The 21,561-nt window shown below is 71.3% G+C and carries 18 protein-coding genes; 5 read left to right on the top strand and 13 right to left on the bottom strand.

Annotated features, from left to right (window positions below):
• From AB0K43_RS02905 to AB0K43_RS02915, 3 genes are all read right to left on the bottom strand, one after another.
• The gene (locus AB0K43_RS02905) at positions 1 to 1,221 is read right to left on the bottom strand and encodes an MFS transporter (protein ID WP_363635088.1); all 1,221 of its coding nucleotides are present in this window, start codon (positions 1,219 to 1,221) and stop codon (positions 1 to 3) included.
• Positions 1,222 to 1,226: 5 nt separating this feature from the next.
• On the bottom strand, positions 1,227 to 2,441 hold the full coding sequence (locus AB0K43_RS02910) for an ATP-grasp domain-containing protein (protein WP_363635267.1): 1,215 nt from the start codon (positions 2,439 to 2,441) through the stop codon (positions 1,227 to 1,229).
• Positions 2,442 to 2,591: 150 nt separating this feature from the next.
• Complete coding sequence (locus AB0K43_RS02915; RefSeq protein WP_363635090.1) at positions 2,592 to 3,518, bottom strand: phytanoyl-CoA dioxygenase family protein; 927 nt, start codon at positions 3,516 to 3,518, stop codon at positions 2,592 to 2,594.
• 297 nt (positions 3,519 to 3,815) lie between these two features.
• Between AB0K43_RS02915 and AB0K43_RS02920 the strand changes: the two genes are divergently transcribed.
• From AB0K43_RS02920 to AB0K43_RS02940, 5 genes are all read left to right on the top strand, one after another.
• Positions 3,816 to 5,735: a methylaspartate mutase subunit E gene (locus AB0K43_RS02920; RefSeq protein ID WP_363635092.1), complete on the top strand. Its 1,920-nt coding sequence runs from the start codon at positions 3,816 to 3,818 to the stop codon at positions 5,733 to 5,735.
• A 40-nt stretch (positions 5,736 to 5,775) separates the two neighbouring features.
• Positions 5,776 to 6,663: a TauD/TfdA family dioxygenase gene (locus AB0K43_RS02925; protein WP_363635094.1), complete on the top strand. Its 888-nt coding sequence runs from the start codon at positions 5,776 to 5,778 to the stop codon at positions 6,661 to 6,663.
• A 76-nt stretch (positions 6,664 to 6,739) separates the two neighbouring features.
• Entirely contained in the window at positions 6,740 to 7,396 is a 657-nt protein-coding gene (locus AB0K43_RS02930) for a cyclase family protein (RefSeq protein ID WP_363635096.1), read from the top strand.
• Positions 7,397 to 7,606: 210 nt separating this feature from the next.
• Positions 7,607 to 8,659, top strand: coding sequence for a hypothetical protein (locus AB0K43_RS02935; RefSeq protein WP_363635098.1), 1,053 nt, complete (start codon positions 7,607 to 7,609; stop codon positions 8,657 to 8,659).
• 32 nt (positions 8,660 to 8,691) lie between these two features.
• Complete coding sequence (locus AB0K43_RS02940) at positions 8,692 to 10,029, top strand: ATP-grasp domain-containing protein (protein WP_363635100.1); 1,338 nt, start codon at positions 8,692 to 8,694, stop codon at positions 10,027 to 10,029.
• A 32-nt stretch (positions 10,030 to 10,061) separates the two neighbouring features.
• Here the strand turns inward: AB0K43_RS02940 and AB0K43_RS02945 are convergent, their stop codons facing one another.
• The 10 genes from AB0K43_RS02945 to AB0K43_RS02990 form a co-directional block, all read right to left on the bottom strand.
• Entirely contained in the window at positions 10,062 to 10,922 is an 861-nt protein-coding gene (locus AB0K43_RS02945; RefSeq protein ID WP_363635103.1) for a fumarylacetoacetate hydrolase family protein, read from the bottom strand.
• Between the two features lie 27 nt (positions 10,923 to 10,949).
• Entirely contained in the window at positions 10,950 to 12,440 is a 1,491-nt protein-coding gene (locus AB0K43_RS02950; protein ID WP_363635105.1) for a helix-turn-helix domain-containing protein, read from the bottom strand.
• Between the two features lie 117 nt (positions 12,441 to 12,557).
• Positions 12,558 to 13,151, bottom strand: coding sequence for a GTP cyclohydrolase I (gene folE, locus AB0K43_RS02955; RefSeq protein ID WP_363635107.1), 594 nt, complete (start codon positions 13,149 to 13,151; stop codon positions 12,558 to 12,560).
• Positions 13,152 to 13,235: 84 nt separating this feature from the next.
• A complete protein-coding gene (locus AB0K43_RS02960; RefSeq protein ID WP_363635109.1) occupies positions 13,236 to 13,598 on the bottom strand; it encodes a 6-carboxytetrahydropterin synthase in 363 nt (120 codons plus the stop codon).
• A 39-nt stretch (positions 13,599 to 13,637) separates the two neighbouring features.
• Positions 13,638 to 14,351 (bottom strand): 7-carboxy-7-deazaguanine synthase QueE, encoded by a 714-nt coding sequence (locus AB0K43_RS02965; RefSeq protein ID WP_363635111.1) that lies wholly within the window; start codon positions 14,349 to 14,351, stop codon positions 13,638 to 13,640.
• Positions 14,352 to 14,403: 52 nt separating this feature from the next.
• Positions 14,404 to 15,084: a 7-cyano-7-deazaguanine synthase gene (locus AB0K43_RS02970; RefSeq protein WP_363635113.1), complete on the bottom strand. Its 681-nt coding sequence runs from the start codon at positions 15,082 to 15,084 to the stop codon at positions 14,404 to 14,406.
• Entirely contained in the window at positions 15,081 to 16,112 is a 1,032-nt protein-coding gene (locus tag AB0K43_RS02975; protein ID WP_363635115.1) for a 2-oxoglutarate and iron-dependent oxygenase domain-containing protein, read from the bottom strand. Before AB0K43_RS02975 ends, AB0K43_RS02970 begins: the two co-directional genes overlap by 4 nt.
• 12 nt (positions 16,113 to 16,124) lie before the next feature.
• Positions 16,125 to 17,384 carry a diaminobutyrate--2-oxoglutarate transaminase gene (gene ectB, locus AB0K43_RS02980; protein ID WP_363635117.1) on the bottom strand — a complete coding sequence of 420 codons (1,260 nt, stop codon included), beginning with the start codon at positions 17,382 to 17,384 and terminating at the stop codon, positions 16,125 to 16,127.
• A complete protein-coding gene (locus AB0K43_RS02985) occupies positions 17,381 to 18,136 on the bottom strand; it encodes a methyltransferase domain-containing protein (RefSeq protein WP_363635119.1) in 756 nt (251 codons plus the stop codon). The genes ectB and AB0K43_RS02985 overlap by 4 nt, the downstream gene beginning before the upstream one ends.
• Positions 18,137 to 18,555: 419 nt before the next feature.
• A complete protein-coding gene (locus tag AB0K43_RS02990; protein WP_363635121.1) occupies positions 18,556 to 21,471 on the bottom strand; it encodes a BTAD domain-containing putative transcriptional regulator in 2,916 nt (971 codons plus the stop codon).
• Between the last annotated feature and the right edge of the window lie 90 nt (positions 21,472 to 21,561).

Below are 21,561 nucleotides of genomic sequence, written 5' to 3' on the forward strand. Positions count from 1 at the left end.
TCACGCCGACATCGGTATTGATTCCGGCAGTTGTTCCGACGTCATCGCTCCGGCCCGGACGGCCCGGTGCGCCAGCCAGGATCCGGCGGCGAGGGACCCGGCCGCGAGGACCAGCACCGCCCCCGGCCCGAGTGCCTGGGCGACCACACTGCCGACCGCGGCCCCGGCGGCTCCGCCCAGCGCCATGAACGAACTGATCCACGCCAGCGTCTCCGCGGCCATCTCCGCCGGGGTCAGCTCGCCGGCCGTCGCCCACAGGGCCACGAAACTGGGGCCCAGCGCGATGCCCATGAGGGCCGCGGCCACGACCAGGACCGCCGTCCAGGTGAGGCTGGCCGCCACCAGGAGGGTCCCCAGGCACAGCACGGCCAGCGTGCGGGGCAAGGTGGCCTTGACCGACCACCGCGCCGGCAGGGCGCCCAGGACGAGACCACCCGTCACGCTGCCCACCGACATGCAGCTGAGGAGCACTCCGCTCATCAGCGGTGACCCGTGCTGCTGGGCCCAGGCGGGAAAGGCCAGCTCGATCGCGCGGACCGCGAGGAAGAAGGCGATCGAGGCCGCCATCATCCCGCGCAGCGCACGGTGGCGCAGCGGGCCCAGCCAGTGGCGCTCCCCGGACCGCGGCGGTGTGCGGCGCTCCGGCAGCCCGCGGGAGAGCAGCAGCAGGACCGCGACGGCCGACAGCAGCCCGGAGGCGGCCAGGCCGGCCCAGGGCGCGACGACCACCACCAGCAGGGCCGCGATCGTCGGACCCACGATGAACCCCAGGTCGGCCAGCATGGTGTCCAGCGACAGGGCGGTGGTCCGGAGCGCGCCCGTGGTCATCTGCTGCCACATCAGCCGGGTCACGATCTGGATGGGGGGAGCCGCCAGGCCCGTGAAGAAGGCGATGGCCAGGGTGGCGGCGAACGGCCCGCGGGCGCGTTCGTTCAGCACCAGGGCGGCCAGTGCGACCAGGTACGCGACGAGCGCCGGCGCCATCCCCCGGGTGTAGCCGTGGCGGTCCATCAGCCGGCCCCTCAGCGGGAGGGCGGCTCCGGCCAGCGAGGACACCGAGACCACCACGGCGGCCTGACCGAGGCCCCGGTACTGCGCGACCCCGAGCAGGAGGGCCAGCGAGGAGACGCCGGGCTTGAGCTTGCCCGCGACCGCCGCGAGCAGGGACGAGCCGAAGCGGGGCAGGGCGAAGAGCTCCCGGTACGAGGACAAGGACTTCATCGGGATCAGCGGACCGGTTCGATCACCAGTTCCACGGTGTCGCGGACCGCGGCCAGGCGCCGGTGCAGCTCCTCGGGGTCCGGCGCGGACACGCTCACCATGAGCGGAACGGTCCGGATGCTGTCGGTGGTCGGTACCCGGTCACCCGCCCGGTAGTTCACCACCAGCTTGTCCACGCCGGGCAGACGCTCCACCTTGTCCAGCCCGCGGACCTCCACCAGACGGCCGGCCGGCCCGTCGTTGCGAATGGCGTTGGCGCCGCAGAAGCCGTCCAGCTTCACCGGCGCGGCCACGATCTTCGGCACCTCGCCCAGCCGGCAGGCCAGGGTCTGGCGGTGCGGGTCGAGATCGCTGTGCGTCATCCACGCGTCGATCATGGGGTACGCGGGCAGGCGGGCGCCCAGCTCGATCAGGTAGGCGTCGCCGGCCGAAATCTTGATCTCGGTGTGACTGGGGCCCAGGCTCACGCCGAACGCGTCCAGCACCTGGCGCACGTAGTCGACGGCGGTCTGCCGGTCGGGGTCGTCCTCGGGGATCTGCGCCCAGTCCCAGTAGGGGAACGAGTAGTCCCGGTCGTCGGGCTGCCGGTACTCCCAGATGTCCACGATGTGGTGCACGCCGTCGTGCGAGAAGAAGTTCACGCCCAGTTCCCGGCCGCGCACGTACTGCTCGACCAGCCAGCCCTGGACCGGCCGTCCGAAGTGGTCGGTCGGGTGCAGGGTCGAGAGGTCCTCGGTGTCCTGGGGCCGGCCCAGCAGCCGGGTGCCGTGCGACGCCGCCCCGGCCGTCTGCTTGACGAAGGCGGGAAAGCCCACGGCCTGCGCGGCACCGGCGATGTCGGCCACGTCGTCGACCAACACGTACCGGGGAATGCGCAGCCCCGCCCGCGCGGCGGTCTCCCGCATCACGGACTTGTCCCGGCGGGCGAGGGCGAGCCGCGCGCCGTTGCCGGGCAGGCCGTACTCCTCGGCCAGCGTGTCCGCCTTGTCCACGGCCACGTCGAAGGCGGGCACCACCGCGCGGATGTCGGCGCCCGAGGCGGCGAGTTGCGCCCGGATCTCACCGAGCTCCGCGGCGTGGATGCTGAGTGTGTCACCCGCCGTGTGGTCGGGCCAGCGGGCCTGGATGTGCTCGCGGGGCATCGTGTAGACGGAGATCACGGCCAGTCCGCGCTCGGCCACCCGGGATTTGAAGTTGATGCTCGCCCCGACGGGATCCATAAGCACGACAGCGGGAGTTCCCCGTAGCGGGCTGGTCATGATGCTCCTTGTGACGTCCGGTTCGATGCGCAGGTACAGGAATGCTCGCCGGCCCGCCCGGCCGGGTCGTGTCGTGTCGTGACGACGACGGTCCGGGCGACCGGTGTCGGCTCACATCGCGTCGCCCGTCGCATCGCCCGTCGCGTCCTCGGCGCCGGCCTCGTGCGAGAAGTACCCGGTCGAGGACTTCGCCCCGTCGGCCACGTGGGAGCCTTCCTGGATCTGGTACAGGGAGTTGAACTCCGCCTGCGCGATCGGCAGCCGCCACACGCCGGCCTCGCTGCGCACCGTCCTGGACGCCTGGCCGCGTACGAGCTTCGCGGTCGGCTCGTTGTGCGCGGCGTGCGGACCGTAGTAGACGGGAAGGGCGTCGGCCGCGCGGTAGGACGGGATGAAGACGCGGCGGTACAGGTCGGAGAGGTTCTTCTCCGACGAGTGCAGGAGCAGGGGGTGGATGAACACCACCGATCCCGCGGCCCCCTCGCAGTCGACGATCGCCGAGTCACCCAGACCCACCTGTGCCGGCGACGGGACCTTGCCCACGAAGTGGCCCCGGGACTCGTGCTCGAAGAGGCCGTGCCGGTGCGAACCGGGGACGACCCGCAGGCACGCGTTCGCCCGGGTCGCGTCGTCGAGATAGATCAGCGTGGCGACCAGGTCGGTGTTGGTGTGCGGGTAGAACGCGAAGTCCTGGTGCCACTCGACGACGCTGCCCACGCGCGGCGGCTTCACGTTGAGCTTCGAGTACTGCAGCACGATGTCGGGGCCGATCAACTGCTCCACCGCGTCGAGGAGTCGGGTGTCCTCCGCGATGCCGGCGAAGAGCTCGTCCCGCGAGGTCGGCGCCCAGATGCGACGGGCCTTGGAGCCGTCCTCCGGCTCCGCCTCGGCCATCTGGGCCAGATCGGCGGAGGACAGCAGGCCGTCGACCACGGCCCGGGCCTTCGCGACCAGTTCGGCGTCGAATATCCCGTCGACAACGCAGAACCCGTTCGCGCGGTAGAAGTCGACCTGCCGCTGGCTGAGGGTGTTTTCCATTGAGTAACCCTTTCGCACGGTCACCTGGTAGCTCCCGCTGATTGTTGCCCGCCAATCAGAGCACGCCGCCGCCGCTCGCCACAAGACAATCACCGCTGCCCCGAGCGGCAGTTGGGCCGATCGACAAGCGCTCTTCTGCCGCTCTTCTGCCGGGCTTCTGCCGCCGGCCCGCGGGTATTTCTTGGCTAGTGTTGGCGCAGCGCTTGCCCCGCTGAGTCCTCGGCGCCTTCACGGTGTCGCCGGTGAATGACCAGTCGTATCACACATATCCGGTCCGGCACTTAACGGAGAAGAACCATGAGATTGTCGACGCCACGGTCGATCGTGCTCGGCGGGATCGGCGCGGACGCTCATTCGGTCGGCCTCACCCTGCTGAAACACGCCATAGCCGAGGCGGGCCACGAGGTCCACTTCATGGGCACGCAGAACAATCTCGAGGACTTCTTCAGGTGCGCGGCCGACGCGGATGTCGTGATGATCTCGTGCATGGACGGCCATCTGCGCCACTATCTGAAGAAGTATCCGGACCTGATGGTGAAGTACCCCGACATCGACGCGCTCTGGTACGCCGGCGGAAACCTCGACGTGGGCAGTTCCGAACGGATCCGCGGTGAAGCGCGCCGGCTGGGCTTTCGCCGGGTCTTTCCGACCTACGTCGACATTCCGACGGTGCTCCAGGTCCTGGACGAGGATCTCCTGACCAGGCGTCCAGCGGTGCGTGGCAAGCCCGCTCCTCCCCCCTGGCCCACCCGGCCGGGCACGGCGCCACCCGACCAGCGGCTGACCGTGGCGGAGTTGGAACAGCAGCGCCCCGAGGTGCTGGAGTCCTGGCCGACCGGTGCGCGGGCGAGGCACCTGGCGGACAACGCGACGTTTCTGCTCCGGCAGCCGTCGTTCGCGCACGCGCACGCGCCGCGGCCCCGGGTGCAGCGACCGTTCCTGATACAGCCGCGCTCGGGCGTGGCGCTCGCCGGCGACCAGCGCACCGCATTCGTGGCCCTGCGCCGCGCCGGCGCGGACGTGCTGTCCTACCAGATCGATTCGCTCACCAGGAACAACGAGTACCGGAAGGCCGGCGAGGCGATCGCCGAGAGCCGGGAGCGCGGGGCCTCCACGCTCAACGGATTTCCCATGGTGAATCACGGCGTCGACGTGCTCCGGCAGATGATCTCGGAGGTGCGGACGCCGCTGCAGACCCGGCACAGCACGCGTGACCCGCGACTGCTCGCCGAGATCTCCTGTGCCGGTGGTGTCACCGGTTTCGAGGGCGGCGCGATCACGTACAACATTCCCTACTTCAAGGACTACCCGCCGGCCCTGTCGCTCCGAAGGTGGCAGTACGTCGACCGGCTGGCCGGCCTGTACCGCGAGAAGTTCGGCGTGGTGATCGACCGTGAATTCTTCGGCACCCTCACGGCGGTCCTGATCCCGCCGAGCCTGGCGATCGTCGTCAATGTGATCGAGGCCATGCTGGCGGCCACCCAGGGCGTGGGCTCGGTCTCCCTGGGCTACGCGGAACAGGGCAACCGGTCGCAGGACATCGCGGCGATCAGGGTCCTGCGCGAACTGGGCCAGAAGTACCTGGCGAACCTGGGACACCCCGGGGTCCAGGTCAACATCGTGTTCCACCAGCACATGGCGGCGTTCCCGCGGGAGCGGGAGCGGGCGACGCAGCTGATCGTGGCCTCGGCGGTCACCGGCCGGCTGTCCGGGGCCACCCGGCTGATCGTCAAGACACCGGTCGAGGCGACCACCATTCCGTCGGTGTCCGACAACCAGGAGGGACTGCGGCTGAGCCGGCTGGGCGCGACGGAGGCGGACGGCGTCGAGGTGGACGAGCAGACGGTGCGCGAGGAGGCCACCGTCCTGCGGGCCGAGGTGGACCAGATCCTCGAGAGCGTCCTGCTGGCCGGCGACGGAAGCCTCACCGAGGGCGTGGTGAAGGCGTTCGCGCGCGGCTACCTGGACGTGCCCTTCTCGCCCAGCATCTACAACCGCGGCGAGGTGCTGACGGCGCGGGACGTCAACGGCGCGGTGCGCTACCTGAACACCGGCCGGCTGAGGTTCAGCTCCGACGTGATCGAGTTCCACCGCAGCCGGATGAGCGAACGTCGCAGGACCGAACAGCCCCCCGTGCGGCGCGACTGGCAACTCGTCGAACGCGATGTACTGCAACTCCCGTCGGGAAATTATCGGACATGGCCGCTCGACGCATGACCAGCGGTTCCTGATCTCGTCACAGAAACGGAAATTCACGATGGCAGAGACATTCACGATCCCGGAATTCACGATCCCCGGCGCGGCGGCCTCGGCCCTGCTGGCGCGGGGCGTGGCCGCCGACACGCCGCTGGACAGCTGGCCGACCGAGGCCTTTCCGGCGACCGGCCCGGAGCTCCTGGCGCTGCGTGACGACATCGCGTCGGCCATCGGCGGGGCGGCGGGCAGCGCCATCGTGCGGGTCGACCCGGACGGGCTCGGCGACGAGGACCTCTGCTCCCTCTACTGGAACTTCTTCACGGCGCTGCTCCGCCCGGTCGAGCAGTACAGCTCCGGCGAACTCATCTACCCCGTCGAGGTCAAGGCCGGCGCCGCGGAGACCAGCCACTACTCGAATTCCAACAAGGCGGGCAACTACCACACGGACGGCACCCTGCTGCCGCAGCTGCCCGACGTCGCCTTCCTGTTCGGCCTCTCCGCGGCGACGGGCGGGGAGACGCTGCTGATGGACGTCAACGGCCTGGTCGAGCGGCTGGCCGGGATCGACCCGGCGCACGTCGCCGAACTGAGCCGGCCCGTGCCGTTCGACGTGAAGGACCAGACGGCCGGAATCAGGGTCAAGCGGCAGCCCGTGCTCACGCCCACGGCCGACGGCTACGAGCTGCGCTACGTCCGCCTGTACATCGAGCAGGGCTTCGCCGCCGAGGGCACGCCGGTGCCGGCCGAACTGCTCGCGGCCATGGACGCGTTCGACGAGGTCTCCGCCGTCGCGGCGGTGGACGCCGAGTGCGTGCTGCTCGAGCGCGGCGTCGGCCTGCTGTGGGACAACCGGCGGATGCTCCACGGCCGGCGGCCCTTCCAGGAGGCCACCTCCAGCCGCAGGCTGCGCCGGGTCTACGGGGTGCGGGACGCCGGACGGGCCGCGTAGCAGACCGAGGAAGAGTCACCTGCCGCGCGAGTCGCCTCGCGCGGCGGCACCGCCAAGTCGAAGGAGGCAGCACCGCATGTCACGTACCGTTGATCTCTCGCACCCGCTGGCACCGGGCATGCCGCACGCGCGCACCGTCCCGGCCCCCGAGTTCACCCCCACCAACACGTGGGAGGAACACCGGATGCGGGTCATGCGACTGAACATCCCGACCCACATCGGCACCCATGTGGACGCTCCGTCGCACTTCGTCGAGGACGGCGCCACGGTCGACCAGCTGCCACCGTCGACCCTGATCGGCCGGGCGTACGGCATCGAGGTGCTGCGGGAGGCCACCGGTCCGATCACGGCGGCGGACCTGGAGTCCGCCGTCGCGGTCGATCTCGAACCCGGTGACGCCCTCCTGATCCGCACCGGCTGGGACGACCGCTACGCCGACCCGGCCTACATCGACAAGCACCCCTACCTCACGGTCGACGCGGCCGAGTGGGCCGTCTCCAAGGGGCTGCGGCTGGTCGGCATGGACACCATGAGCCCCGAGATACCGATGAGCATGCGCCGGCCGGACTTCCCCTACCCGGTGCACCGCACGCTGCTGGGCGCCGGCACGCTGATGGTGGAGAACCTCGTGCTGCGGGAGGTCACGGGTCGGTGGTGCACGCTGTTCATCGGCGTGCTCAACGTCCTCGGCGGCGACGGCGCGCCCGCTCGGGCCCTGGCCGTGCTGGACTGAGCAGCCGGACCACCGTGAGGAACGGCCGGGCGCGGACGACCGCGCCCGGCCGTTCGCCGTGCGCGCGGAAAGGGCATGTGCCGCTGCCCGGGCGGCAGTTGCGCCGGTCGATACGCGCTTTTCTGCCGCATATCTGCCGCTGGCGGACGTGCCTTTCTCGGATAGTGTCGGAACGTCGATCTCTCCGTACTTCTCTGCTTGAGGTGTTCAATGTCAGAGACATTTCAGCCGGCCGCCGATGACGGGCGATCAGCTACCGTCGAAATCCTGGACTGTACGCTCCGCGACGGCAGTTACGCCGTGGACTTCACCTTCACCGAAGGTACGATCAGGAACGTCCTGACCGGTCTCGAAGGATCGGGTGTCCGGTTCGTCGAGCTGGGCCACGGAATGGGCCTGAATGCCGCCGGGCGCGCCTCCCGTCCCAGCCTGGTCTCCGACGCGCGCTGCTTCGAGATCGCGTCCGAGACGCTGTCGAGCGCGAGTTGGGGGATGTTCTGCATCCCGGGGATCGCCGAGCTGGATCACCTCAGAGCGGCCGTGGCCGCCGGTATGCAGTTCGTCCGGATCGGCGTGGACATCACCGCCGTCGCACCGGCCGAGGATTTCGTCGCCCTCGCCAGGGACCTCGGCATCACGACGTTCGCCAACCTGATGAAGACGAACGTGCTCGACGCCGGCGGTGTCACGCGGGCGGTCCGGCAGTGCGCGGAGTACGGCGCCGACGCCGTCTACCTCGTCGACTCGGTGGGGGGCTACCTGCCGGCGGACGTCTCCGAGCTGTTCGACCAGGTCGGTCGGTCGACCACGGTGCCGCTGGGCTTCCACGGGCACGACAACCTGAGCCTGGCCAACGCCAACTCGCTCGCGGCGGCGAGGGGCGGTGCACGGTTCGTGGACACGACGCTCGACGGCATCGGCCGCGGCGCCGGCAACACCGTCACCGAGACGTTCGCGGCCACCCTCCACGCCCAGGGCGACCGCAGCTACGACTTCCGGGCGCTCGCGGAGCTGAGCGAGTCCGTCGTACGCCCGTTGGAGCGGCTGCACGACGACCGCACGTACCAGCTCGTCGGCGGCATCACCCGAACGCACTCCACCTTCTTCCCGCTGATCAGCAGGTGCGCGAAGACCGCGAACGTCGACGTGTTCGAGCTGATGGCCGCGGTCGCCGACATCGACCGGGTCCACCCCGCGGAGGACATGGTGCTGGAGGCCGCCCGTGCGATGGCCGCGCGCCAGCCGCTCACGTTCATCCCCTGACCATTCCCACACCTGGCCCGAGAAGAGTTTCCGTGGAACCGAACGACCCGGTGAACGACCCTGCGAACGTCCCGGTGAACGACCCTGCGAACGTCCCGGTGATCCTGTTGATCGACCCCGCCGACAGCAGGAACGGGCACCACTACGAGGCCGCCATCCGCGATCTCGGCTTCGCCGTGCTCCCGCTGTCCACGGGCCTGCCCGCGGTCGCCGGCGGGCAGAGCGACCTCGACGACGGGCGGTCGCTGCGGGCCGGCGACGTGGCGGACGCCGTCCGGCAGGTGCGGGCGACGGGGCTCGACGTACGAGCCGTCGTCCCCGCCAACGGGACGAGCCTGCACGTGGCCGACGAGATAGCGGCGGGACTCGGCCTGCCCGGCAACGACCCCGCGCTGGGCTGGGCGCGGCGCAACAAGGCGGCGATGCGGGTCAGGGCTGCGCGGACGGGGGTCCGGGTGCCGGAGTTCCGGCTGGTCCACTCGCTCGACGAAGTCCCGCAGGCCGCCCGGGAGATCGGCTTTCCGGTCATCGTGAAGCAGACGATGGGTTCGGGCTCCTTCGGCGTCTCGGTGGTCGCCGACGAGGCGGCCCTGGACGGGGCGACCGAGGCACTGACCGTGGACCGCAACGACCAGCCGATGACCGAATGGCTGGTGGAGCGCTACGTCCGCGGGCGCGAGTACGCGGTGAACTTCTACAGCGCCGACGGTGAGCACCGGATGGTCGACATCTGGGAGTACCGCCAGCCCGACGACCGCGACTACGACTTCCCCCTGTGGGACATCATCCAGATCGGTGCCGACCATCCCGACCACGCCCGGGTGGAGGGGTTCGTCAAGCAGCTGCTCGACGCCTTCGGCATCCGGCTGGGCCCCAGCCACATCGAGGTCAAGTGCGGTGACGACGGGGACGAGGTCTACCTGATCGAGCTCGCGGCCCGGTTCTCGGGCGGCCCCGCGGTGGAGATGTGGGCGAGGCACTCCGACCTGCGGCCGTTCCACGAGGCCGTGGAGTGCTACCTCGGCCGCCGTCCGCACGTGATCGACGGGGATCACGGGTTCCGGGCGGTGCTCGGTTCCGTGGTCGTGCGCAACGACGACGCCCCCGGCACGCTGGTGGCCGTGCACGGGCTGGAGGAGCTGGCCGCGCTGCCCGGCGTCGCCGATCTGCTCGTGGAGTTCCGGCCCGGCGACCACGTGCCGATCACCAACCACAACATGTGCATTCCGGTCAGCGCCTCGGTGTACGGCCCGGACCGGGCGACCGTGCTCCGTACCCTCACCCTCGCGCGGGAGGCGGTCGCGCTGGAGATCGCACCGGACCCTGCCGACCGGACCACGGTGGCACCGGGCGCCCTCGCCGGCGGCTGAGGGCGCCCGGTGCCACCGTCGGATCCTCGACGTTACCCGGCAGGCCCCAGCCTGACGGTGTTGCGCAGGGTGCCGACGCCCTCGACCCGGGCTTCCACGGTGTCCCCGTCCTGGATGACACCGGCGCCGGGGGTGCCCGTGGCGATCACGCTCCCGGCTTCGAGCACCATGCCGCCGGAGAAGTAGCCGACCTGCCAGTAGGGGTCGTACATCATCGCCGACACCTGGTTGGACGCGATCGTCCGCCCGTTGACGACCGTGGAGGTCCGTACGGCCGAGAGGTCGGGGATCTCGTCGGGGGTGACGATCCAGGGGCCGAGGCTGCAGAAGGTGTCGAAGGCCTTCGCCCACGGGATGTGACGGGGGTTGACCCGGATCGCGTCCTCGGCGGTCATGTCCAGGACGGTGGTGTAGCCGAAGATGACGGACGGGGCCTGCTCGGGCGACACGTCGCGGCAGGTGGTTCCGATCACCACGCCGAGTTCGGCCTCGGCGGTGACGCGCTGCGACTGACCGGGGAGCAGGATGTCGTCGCCGTACCCGATCACCGTGGAGGACGGCCGCAGGTAGGAGCCGGGGGCGTCGGTCGGCTGTCGCACCCCCAGGTCGTCGGCGTGGCGCAGGTAGTTCAGGCCGACGCCCCACAGCTTCGGCGGGCACCGGTAGAGCGGCCCGAAGTCCGGCTCGCCCGGCGCGGCCGGCACCTCGAGATCGGGCAGGGCGGCGATCGTGGCCGCGAGGGCGACGGCCTCGCCCTTCACGATGATGTCCAGCATGGTGGGGCCGTAGCGCGTTCCCGCGGTCGCGTTGACGACGCTCAGCGTGGCGATCCCGCCGGGCACCGACACGCCGACGTCCTCACCGGTCTCGGTGCGGAGAGTACAGAGTCGCACTGTCTTGTCCTTCCTGGTGGGCCCGGATCATGCGGCTGCGTGCTGTCCGGCGATGGTGTTCCGTCCGGCGACGCCGGCGATGTTGAGCACCCCGAACTTCGCCACGTCCTGGTGGTCGACGCGGCGGAGGATGCCGAGGATGAGGAGGTGGTAGATGTCGTCGGCGCACTCCGCGGCCGTCCGGCCCGTCCGGTGTGCCACCTCCGGTATCGACCAGTAGCCGTCCGCCTCGCGGGATGCCGGATGGGATGGCGGATGGGACGTGGGGTGCGACATGGCCGACAGCAGGTCACGCTGGCGGCCGCTCAGGGTGGCGATGGTGTGGCGGACCGACGCGTAGGCGTCCGGCTGCTGGCGGCCGCCGTCGGGCCGTCGCGCCACGGCGAGCGGATCGGTGGTGAGCTGGTGGGCGAGCTGCCGCAGGGAGTAGATGAGACTCCAGTGGGCGGCGGATTCGAGCGCGGCCGGAAGGCCGTCCAGTGCGCGGCAGATCCGGGCGACGTCCGCGAGAGCGTCCGGGCCGGGGCAGAAGCCCGGCTGGACCCGCCTCGTCCGGGCGAGCAACAGCGCCACCGACGCCACCTCGCCCAGCTCCGCCGGCTCGGTGTCGGCGGTGGGCACCGCGAGCGGTGCGAGCGGGAAGAGCGTCTCCAGGGGCATGTCGACGGGGGTCCTCGTCGTGACGACGATCCGCAGCCGCGGGCATCCGGCCAGGAGCGCGGCCGTGAAGTCCGCCAGCTCGTGCCCCGGCCGGGCACCGTCGAGGACGAGGAGGCCGTTCGACTCCCCGACGGCCTCGACGAGGCGCCGACAGCTGTCGGGTCCGGGGGGCACGACCTCGCGCAGCCACGCGGGCCGCTCCGGCGCCCCGTGCGCCGTCCTTCCGCCGCGCAACCGGTCGTCGTCGAGGGGCAGCCACAGGACCGCCGTCCGCTCGGCCGCCTCGAGTGCGTGGGCGACCTCCAGTGCCAGCCGGGTCTTGCCGACGCCTTCGATCCCGGTGATCGTGACCAGGCGGTGGTGCTCGGCGCCGAGCATCGTCGTCAGCGCCGCCAGCTCCTGCTCCCGGCCGATGAACGGGCCGCTCATGGCCGGCTCGGCCGCCCCCGCCGCCAGGAGGCCGAGCGAGTGATCGTTCGTCAGCCGGTTCAGCTGGGGGGCGCTGAGACCGAGGGCGTCGGCGAGCAGGCGCAGCGAGTCCGCCCTGGGCTGCCGTACCCGCCCGTTCTCCAGATCGCGGATCGCCCGGACGCTGAGCGTGCTGGAGCGCGCCAGCTGGGTCTGGGACAGCCCGCTCTGCAGCCGCAGGTCGCGTAGCTGCCGGCCGAAGGGCGCGGCCCCCGTCCCGCCCCCGCCCCCGCTCCCGCCGGCCCGGCCCGGACGGAATCCGGTCGGGGCGTTCTGTTTGATCGACTCGCCGGCGGCGATGGTCGCCTCGCGGCGCAGGGTCATCGGTGCCTCCCGCTCCGAAGGCCGGGTGGAGATCCGGCCGCTTCCCGACCCGGATGGTGTTTCCATGCACGTGCTCCTCGGGGCCGCTGCCGCGGCCCGGTACGGGGCCGTGGCAGCGGCCCCGGCTCGGTCTGCAGGGGGCCGTGGCAGCGGCCCCGAAGAGGTATCAGGGTGCGGGTCGGTTCAGGGGCGCATCAGGTCGAACATCTCGGCCCGCAGCCCGGCGTCCTCGGCGAAGGCCCCGTGGTAGGCCGTCGAGGTCATCCGGGCGGCCGCCTTGATGCCGCGCATCGTCATGCACAGGTGCTCGCCCTTGGCGATGACGGCCACGTCCTGCGCCCCGCTGAGCGCGGCGATGTCCTCGGCGATCTCGGACACCAGCCGCTCCTGGACCTGGAGCTTGTGCGCGTGCCGATGGGCGATCCGGGCGAACTTCGACAGGCCCAGCAGCCGGTCGGCCGGCCGGTAGGCGATGGTCACCGAGCAGTTGAACGGCAGCAGGTGGTGCTCGCAGAGGGACCAGACCTGGATGTCCGAGACGATCACCAGCTGCCTGCTGCCCATCGACTCGAACAGGGTGCCGACCGAGCCCGGCTCGTAGTTGATGAATTCGCGCCACCAGCGGGCGAACCGCGTCGGGGTGTCGCGCAGCCCGTCGCGGTCGGGATCCTCCCCGATCTCCTTCAGGAGCTGCCGGGCGAGTCCGACCAAGGGGTCTTCCTCGCGCGGCTTCTCCGAGCCGACGTCACCCTCCTGCACCCACGTCGTCACAGACATTCAGGCATCTCTCCAGTCCGACCGGGACGGCCGTCGCTCGATTTCGGTGATCGGGTGGCCGGCTCCCGCCGGCCGGCCGGCACTTCAGGGCCGGTACTCGGCCCAGGTCTTGGGGGTCTCGGAGATCCGCACGGAGGTCAGCTCCGGGAACTCCTTCGACCAACGCTCGTAGAGCCACACCGCCAGGTTCTCGGCGGTGGGGTTGTCGTCCACCAGGTCGTTGAGGTGACGGTGGTCGAGCGTCCGGTCGAGCCACGACTTGAAGGGGGCCAACTCGCCGTAGTCGCGGACGAACCCCGTCGGCGTCAGTTCGGTGCGTGCGGCGCTCAGCTCCAGCTCGACGACGTAGTTGTGGCCGTGCAGCCGGGCGCACTGGTGCCCCTCGGCCAGGCCCGAGAGCTGGTGGCTGGCAGAGAACTCGAACTTCTTCGTGATGCGCAGTGTCATGTCTCCGATGCATCCTTCTCGCTTGATTCGGCCACGCGTTCAGACACCCCGCGTAGCGCCCCACAACAAGGTGTGCAGGCGTGTGGTGAGATTCCAGCCCCGTGCGATCACCGCGTCGGCGAGCCCGGCCATCGAGCGGCTCACCTCGGCGCCGGTCTGTCCCTTGGGCATGATCCAGACCGAGCCGAGGCCGAACTCCTCGACCAGCGCGGCCACCTCGTCCAGGTCGCCGGCGTCGCGGCAGACGAACTTGAACGTGGTGCCCTCCGTCGCGGCGAGGTTCTTCAGCGCGTCCGGCACGATCCGCCGGCCGGCCGCCTCGCCCGAGTGGGCCAGCTTGGGCGAGACGTTGAAGCGGACGCCCGCGGCCACCAGAGCCGGGTCCGCGGCATGCGTGCCGTTGGTCTCGATCTCGATCTCCAGACCGCGCGCCGTGAGCAGCTCGACCAGCGGGACCAGCCGGTTCTGCTGGCCGAGCGGCTCGCCGCCGGAGATGACGATCAGCTCGACGCCGAACGCGAGGAGCTCCTCGGCCACCTCACGGACGGGACGGCGGTGCAGCTCCTTGCGGGGGTCGTACTTGACCCCCGAGTCGCCCGCCCCGGTCCAGTCCCAGGTGTAGGGCGTGTCACACCACGTGCACGACAAGTTGCAGCCACCGAGCCGCAGGAACGCGCACCTGCGGCCCATGGAGCGCCCTTCCCCCTGGACGGTCGGGCCGAAGATCTCGTTGACTACGAGTTCCGGTTCCACGCGACACCGCTCCCTTCCGTGTCGGGGCCACCGACGAGGTGGCCGCCACCGGTCACTGCGGTACCACCGCTTCGCGATAGACCGTCGGGTCCGTGATCCCCAGGTCCGCGAACGCGCCGCGCCGCTCCACGCACGCCGCACAGGCGCCGCAGTGGAGGTCCTCACCGCGGAAGCACGTCCAGGTCTGCGCCCAGGGCACGCCGAGCCGCTCGCCGAGAGCGACGACCCCGGTCTTCGGCAGTTCGATCAGCGGGGCGAGCAGTTCGACCTCGGGCGTGAGTGAACCCTTGGTCGCCACCCGCTCCATCGCGAGGAACCGCCGCAGGAACTCCGGAGAGGTGTCGGACGGGCCGACGTCCTCGGCCATGACGCCGAAGGCGACGGCATCCGCCTGCACGGTGACCGCCAGCGCGAAGGCCACCGACAGCAGCACGGCGTTGCGGTTCGGCACGATGTTCGGGTTCCCGGAGACCGGCCGGTCCGGTCGGGGCACGGCCACGGACGGATCCGTCAGCGACGATCCGCGCATGACGCCGCGCAGCGAGCGCAGATCGACCTGCTCGTACGGCGCGCCGAGCCGCACCGCGGTGGCGGCGGCGAACTCCAGCTCCTTGCGGTGGCGTTGACCGTAGTCGACGGCCATCAGCTGGAGGTCGTGCCCCTCGGCCGCGAGGTGGTGCGCCATGGTGACCGAGTCGATCCCACCGGACACCACTGCAACGATCCTGCTCACCCTCGGGCTCCCTGGACATGGTCGGGCCGGACGTGCTCGGGCCGGAGCTGGTCGGGCGGGACACCGAGCTTCGCGAGGACCGTCCGCCGCGCGTACGCCGGCGAGCGCCCCTGGCCCGCGCCGATCGGAGCGGCGAGCGGCTCGACCAGCGTGTCGGGGTCGGTCTCGAAGAAGAAGACCAGCGACAGCAGTTCCTCGTCCGGAGCCGCCGGGCTGGGCGGCAGCACGCGGTGCTTCAGCGCCCGCCAGCGCCCGTCGGTCCACAGCTCCATCAGGTCACCGAGATTGACCAGGAGCGAGTCCGGGCTGTACGGCGGCGCGAACCAGCCGTCCTCCTCGGTCCACGCCTGCAACCCGCCCACGCCGCGCTGGCGGCTCAGCAACGTGACGGTACCCAGGTCGGTGTGCGGCCCGTTGCGGAACTGCCCGGGAGCGACCGCGCCGATGCTCGCGTACGACGGGTACCAGCTGGCGTTCTGCGTCCAGGTCGCCAGCTGCGCCCGCGAGGTGAAGAAGTCCACCGGCAGGCCCAGCGTGACGGCGAGCACCTCGTTGACCGCCTGCACCACCCGCAGCATGTGCGCCGTGTACGCGTCCGCGGCCGCCCGCAACTCCGGCAGCTCGACCGGCCAGCGGTTCGCCGGATAGTCGTACCGGTCCCGCCGCTCGTCGCCGGTGCGGTGACCGGGCCCCAGGTAGAAGGACTCGTGGAGATCCGGCGCGCTCGGAGCCTGTTCGCCCTCGCTCACCGGCACCCCGACCCCACCGGGCGGATGCATCTCGAGCCAACCGCCCTCGTACGCGGCCTCGATGGCGTAGCGGGCCTTGACCTCCGCCGGCAGTGCGAAGAACCGCTTGGCAGCGGCGCGGAAGTCGTCGGTCACGGCCTGCGGCACGCCGTGCCCGGACACCAGGAACATGCCGGTGCTGCTCAGCGCGGCGTCCAGCTCAGCGGTGATCGGGGCGCGATCGGCGTCGGAGGCCTTGCCCCACGCGGCGAGGTCGACTTCGGGAATCTTGCCTGGCACAGCCCTGGCCTCTCACTTGCTCCGCGCGAGTACCGAGCCCACGCAGGTACGGATGATGTCGAGACCCTCGTCCAGGTCGTCGTCGCCGATGGTCAGCGGGGGCATCAGCTTCGCCACGTCGGCGGCCGCACCGGAGGTCTCCATGAGCAGGCCGTGCTCGAAGGCCGCGACGCACACCGCACGGGCCGCGCCGGGCGTGGCGAGCCGCAGCCCGGCCGCGAACCCCCGGCCCCGGACCTCCAGGCCCGCCCCGGGGTGCTCGTCGACGAGGGCGCCCAGGGCCGCCGCGATCCGCGCCCCGCGCTCGCGGGTGGACTTCTCCAGCGTCCCGTCGCTCCAGTGGGAGCGCAGCGCCTGCGCCCCGGTCACGAAGGACCCGCTGACACCGCGGAACGTCCCGTTGTGATCGCCCGGCTTCCAGATGTCCAGGCCCGGCCGGATCAGGGTCAGGGCCAGCGGGAGGCCGAACCCTCCGATGGACTTGGACAGGCACACCAGATCGGGAGTGATCCCGGCGTCCTCGAAGCTGAAGAACGATCCGGTACGCCCGCAGCCCATCTGGACGTCGTCCACGATGAGCAGCACCTCGTGCCGCTTGCACACGCCGGCGAGCTCGCGCAGCCACTGCGCGTCCGCGACCTTCAACCCGCCCTCGCCCTGGACGGTCTCCACGATGACGGCGGCAGGCCGGTCCAGCCCGCTGCCGCCGTCCGAGAGCAGCCGGTCGAGCTGGCGCGGGCCGCTCTCCCCGATGCCCGGGTAGCCGTCGAAGGGCATCGGGGTCGCCAGGGTCAGCGTCACGCCGGCGGCCGCCCGCTTCGTCGCGTTGCCGCTGACCGCGAGGGTGCCCAGGGTCATGCCGTGGAAGGAGTTGGTGAAGCTCACCACCGTCTGCCGCCCGGTGACCCGCCGGGCGAGCTTCAGCGCCGCCTCGACCGCGTTCGCACCGCCCGGACCGGGGAACGCCACCTTGTACCGCAGCCCCCGCGGCGTCAGGACGACGTCCTGGAAGGTCTCCAGGAAGTCGCGCTTCGCCACGGTGAACATGTCCAGCGCGTGCGAGACGCCGTCCCGGAGGATGTAGTCCACCAGAGCCTGCTTGAGGGCGGGGTCGTTGTGGCCGTAGTTGAGCGCCCCCGCACCGGCGAAGAAGTCCAGGTAGGGCCGGCCGTCCTCGGCGAACAGCCGGCTGCCCTGCGCCCGGTCGAACACCACCGGCCACAGCCGGCTGTAGCTGCGCACCTCGGATTCGAGGTCGTCGAAGATCGTCATGCTGCCCTCCGCGCCTGGACCACGAACCAGTGCCGGTCGAGCCGGACCCCGCGCTCGCTGCTCGCCGACGCCACGTAGCGCTCGAACGGGGCCCGGTCCGCCGCCGTGTCGTAGTCCTCGAAGATCGGCACCTGGCGCAGGAACCTGTCGAGCTCGACCGGGGAGTGGTAGAACTCCTCGGTCCGGAAGGCCTTCTCCAGCACCACCGTGAAACCGGCCTCGGTGAGCTGCTCGGCCACCTCGTCCATCACCGGCCTGCCGTCCCAGCGGCCGAACTGCTGGCCCCGGCCGAAGGTCTCCTTCAGCTCGCGGACGTCCGCCTCGCCGATGCCCATGTAGATCAGATGACCGCCGGGCCGCAGTACCCTGCGGAACTCTCCCGGGAACAACGGCCCGCGCCGGGAGGTGAGCACATCGGCCTCCCCGTCGGGCAGGCCGGTCCGGGAGGCATCACGCCGCTCGAACCTGACCTCACCCAGCCCCACCTGAGCACGCCGGCGCCCGGCGGACTCCAGCATCGAGGCCGACATGTCGATGCCCAGGACGCTGCGGAACGCCGGGGCGATCCTCAGCAGGCTGCGCCCGTCGGCGCAGCCGACATCGACCAGCCGGCCGTCGGGGCCGCCGAGGCCCCTCGCCAGCTCGTCGAACGCGGCCTCCGGGTCACCGTCCGGGAAGACGTCAGTACGCAGCCCCCCGCTGGTGTATTCGCCGAACTCGTCGGCCACCCGCGAGTAGAAATCCGGGTCCATCGTCACCTACCTCGGGTCGATCGATACGGCAGAGCCATTGCGCGGAATCCGTTCGGCAGCTGGGTCGCAGCGCGTCCGACCACCGACGGCCGTCCCCCGAAGGGGCGCCGAGCTCGTCGGCAGGCCCAACTCTGCGGTGTCGCCCTATCGGCCCGGCATCCCGGAACATCCACGGCCGGCGGGGCGGGGATAGGGCGGTGATAGCACCGGCATGCGCCCACGATGGGCGGCCGGGCCAGGCTGGTTCCAGTACCACGGATCGCGAAGGAGAGCCGAGATGCCCGCCACGAAGTCACCGGCCGCCAGGACGCCGGCCGACGGCCCCACCGCCGGCCGCACCCGCCCCGGCCGCACGCCCCCCGGCAACACGCCTCCCGACAACACGCCCTGGACGTGACCGGCCGACCGCCGGAGGGGCGTCAGCCGACCGCCGTCACGGGCCGGCCCAGGACGGCGACGATGTCGGCCCGGACGGCGGCGGCCCCGGTGTCGTCCAGGATCAGCTCCCGGATCCGGGCCGATCGCGAGTAGTACTCGACGGCCCGTTCCGTGCGACGCAGCTCGACGTTGACCCGGCCGAGGTCGTGCAGCACGTACCCTTCCCCGACCAGGTCGCCGCTCGCCCGGACCATGGCGAGGACTTCGAGCAGGGTCCGCTCCGCCGCCTCGTACTGCTGCTGGTACGTCAGCAGCTGGCCCAACCGCCGCAGCGCGAGAGCCTGGCCCCGGTCGAAGCCGGCCGACCGGCAGATGCCGAGGGCTTCGTCGAGGTAGGAACGGGTCCGGGTGAAGTCCGCTCGCCGCATCGTGATCTGCGCCATCTCGCCGAGCACGTACGCCCGACCGATGACGTCCTCGGCCCGGACGAAGTCGCGCTCGGCGTCCTCGTAGAGGGCCAGCGCCCGATCGTCGTCCCCGTGGTGCCGCTCGATGCGCGCCAGATCACGCAGGCACAGCGCCCGGCCGCGTACCTCACCGACCCGCTCGAACATCCCCAGCGCGGCGCTGAGGTAGGGGACCGCCGCCTCGTGCTCGCCCCGGTGCAGGTACAGCGTCCCCAAGGAGCCGAGCACCGCCGCCTGGCCCCGCTCGTTGCCGGCCTCCTGCACCGCGGTCAGCGCCACCCGATGCGTGCGCTCCCAGAGGTCGGTACAGCCATGGGCCTCGAACAGTGTGACCAGCGTGGTGGCCAGCTCCCAGCACGACTCGTCCAGCCCGGACCGGGCCGCCAGCTCCACCGCGCCCAGCAGGTTGGCCTGCTCGCCCTTCAGCCACCCGAGCGGGTCGCGCAGGCACCGCCGGACGACGTTCTCCGGCGGATGCCAGCGTTCGGCCCGACCGGACACCAGCGTGTAGGTGCCGCCGTAGATCTCCTGGTGCGCCCGCTCGGCCAGCGCCATCCAGCCACCGACCATCCGCCGCACCGCCGCGAGGCGTTCCGCCTCGGGAATCTCCGCGGCCAGCCGCTCGTGCGTGAACGTCCGCACGATCGGCGACAGCGCGTACCGGATCTCCCCGTCCTGGTCCAGGGCCGTGATGTCGAGCAGTCGCTGGTCGATCAGCGGTTCCAGGAGATCACTGGGGCGCGGTGTGCGGTCGTCGACGAGCGCGGCACCCAGCCAGCTCGGGATCACCATGCCTTCGGCCAGGCCGAGCAGGCACAACAGGCGACGGTCGGCCGCCGCCAGGCCGTGGTAGCTGACCGAAAGACTGGCCCGGACCGAGAGCGTGCCGTGGGCCAGCTCGTCCAACCTGCGGGGCTCGTTCTCCAGCCGGTGGCACATCGAGGTCAGTGACCAGTGCGGGCGGGCGGCCAGACGTGCGCCGATGATGCGCAGCGCGAGCGGCAGCCCGCCCACCAGGCGGACGAGGACCCGCGCCGCCTCGGCCTCGGCCTCGACCCGGTGCTCCCCGATGATCCGTCCGAGCAACCGGAGGGCCTGCTCCGGGCTCAGCGGCTCCACGTCGAACCGGCGGGTGCCCGGCAACGCCGTGAGCGGGCTGCGGCTGGTGACCAGCACGCCGCTGCTGCCGGTGCCGGGCAGCAGCGGCAGCACCTGCGACTCGCTCACCGCGTCGTCCAGCAGCACCAGCATCCGGCGGTCGGCCAGCAGGCTGCGGTACATCTGCGCGCACTCGTCGAGCGAATCGGGGATGGCCTCGGCAGGTATGCCCAGCGCTCGGAGGAACCGCCCCAACGCCTGCGCCGGGTCCACCGGTTGCCCGTCCGGCCCGCGGAGATCGCAGTAGAGCTGCCCCTCCGGGAAGTACGCGGCCGCCAGCCGGTGCGCCACGTGCGTGGCCAAGGTGCTCTTGCCGGCGCCGGGTCTGCCGAGCACCAGGGCCACGCTCAGCGCCCCGCTGTGCCGGCCTTCGGTGACGGCCTCGCAGATCGCCGCGACGATCGTCTCGTCGGCGACGAGATCGCCGATGTCGGCGGGCAGTTGCCGAGGGGTGACGACGGGGTCGGGATCGGCGCCGAGCTCCTGCGCCGGCGGGGTGGCCGGCGGTGCCACGAGGGCCTGGGGTTCGGGCTGTTCGGCCAGTGCCAGCCCCGGGTCGTCGGTGAGGATCGCCTGCGCCAGGTCGCGCAGCTCCCTGCCGGGGTCAAGGCCCAGTTCCTCGGTGAGCAACGCGCGGCCCTGGTGGTAGGTTTCCAGCGCCTCCGCCTGCCGGCCCGAACGGTACAACGCCACCATGAGGTGCCCGCGCAGCCGCTCACGCAGCGGATGGCCGGCGACGAGCTGCATCAGCTCGCCGACCAGGTGCTCGTGCCGGCCCAGCTCCAGCAACAGCCGCATGCAGGTCTCCACCGCTTCCAGGTGGCTCTCGTCCAACTGCGCCGCCGTGCCGGCCAGCACCTCGCTGGGTACACCGGCCAGGCACCGCCCCCGCCACAGGCCCATCGCCGAGCGGAGCGTCTGCACCGCGGGCAGCTTCAGGCCGTCACGGGCCAGCGCATGTGCCTCCGCCACCAGGCGACGGAAGCGGCCGGCGTCGGTCGCGTCCTCCGGCGCCCTCAGCAGGTAGCCGTGGGCGCGGGTCTCGATGGTGGCGCCGACCCGCGCGTCCGCAAGTCCCTTGCGGAGCCTGGAGATGCAGATCTGCACCTGGGCGCGCGCGGTCTTCGGCGGATGGTGGGCCCAGATGGCATCCACCAGGGAGGCCGTCTCCACCACCCGGTTCAGCTCGAGCACCAGCGCCCCCAGGACGATCTCCTGGCGTCCCGGTGCCACGGACACGGCCCCCAGCCCGCCGCTCACCTCGAGCGGCCCGAGCACCCGGAAGGGAGCTGCCGGAGCGCCGCTGCCGACGTAACCTGACGAGTCTTCCATGCATACCCTGCTTCTGTGGGAGCAGCCAGGCGATGTGGTCCGGCTTGCGAAAGGGCTTCTCACCGCGGCGGTCAGGCTCGGTGCATCGGG

Source organism: Kitasatospora sp. NPDC049258 (genome assembly GCF_040678895.1).
Classification (GTDB): domain Bacteria; phylum Actinomycetota; class Actinomycetes; order Streptomycetales; family Streptomycetaceae; genus Kitasatospora.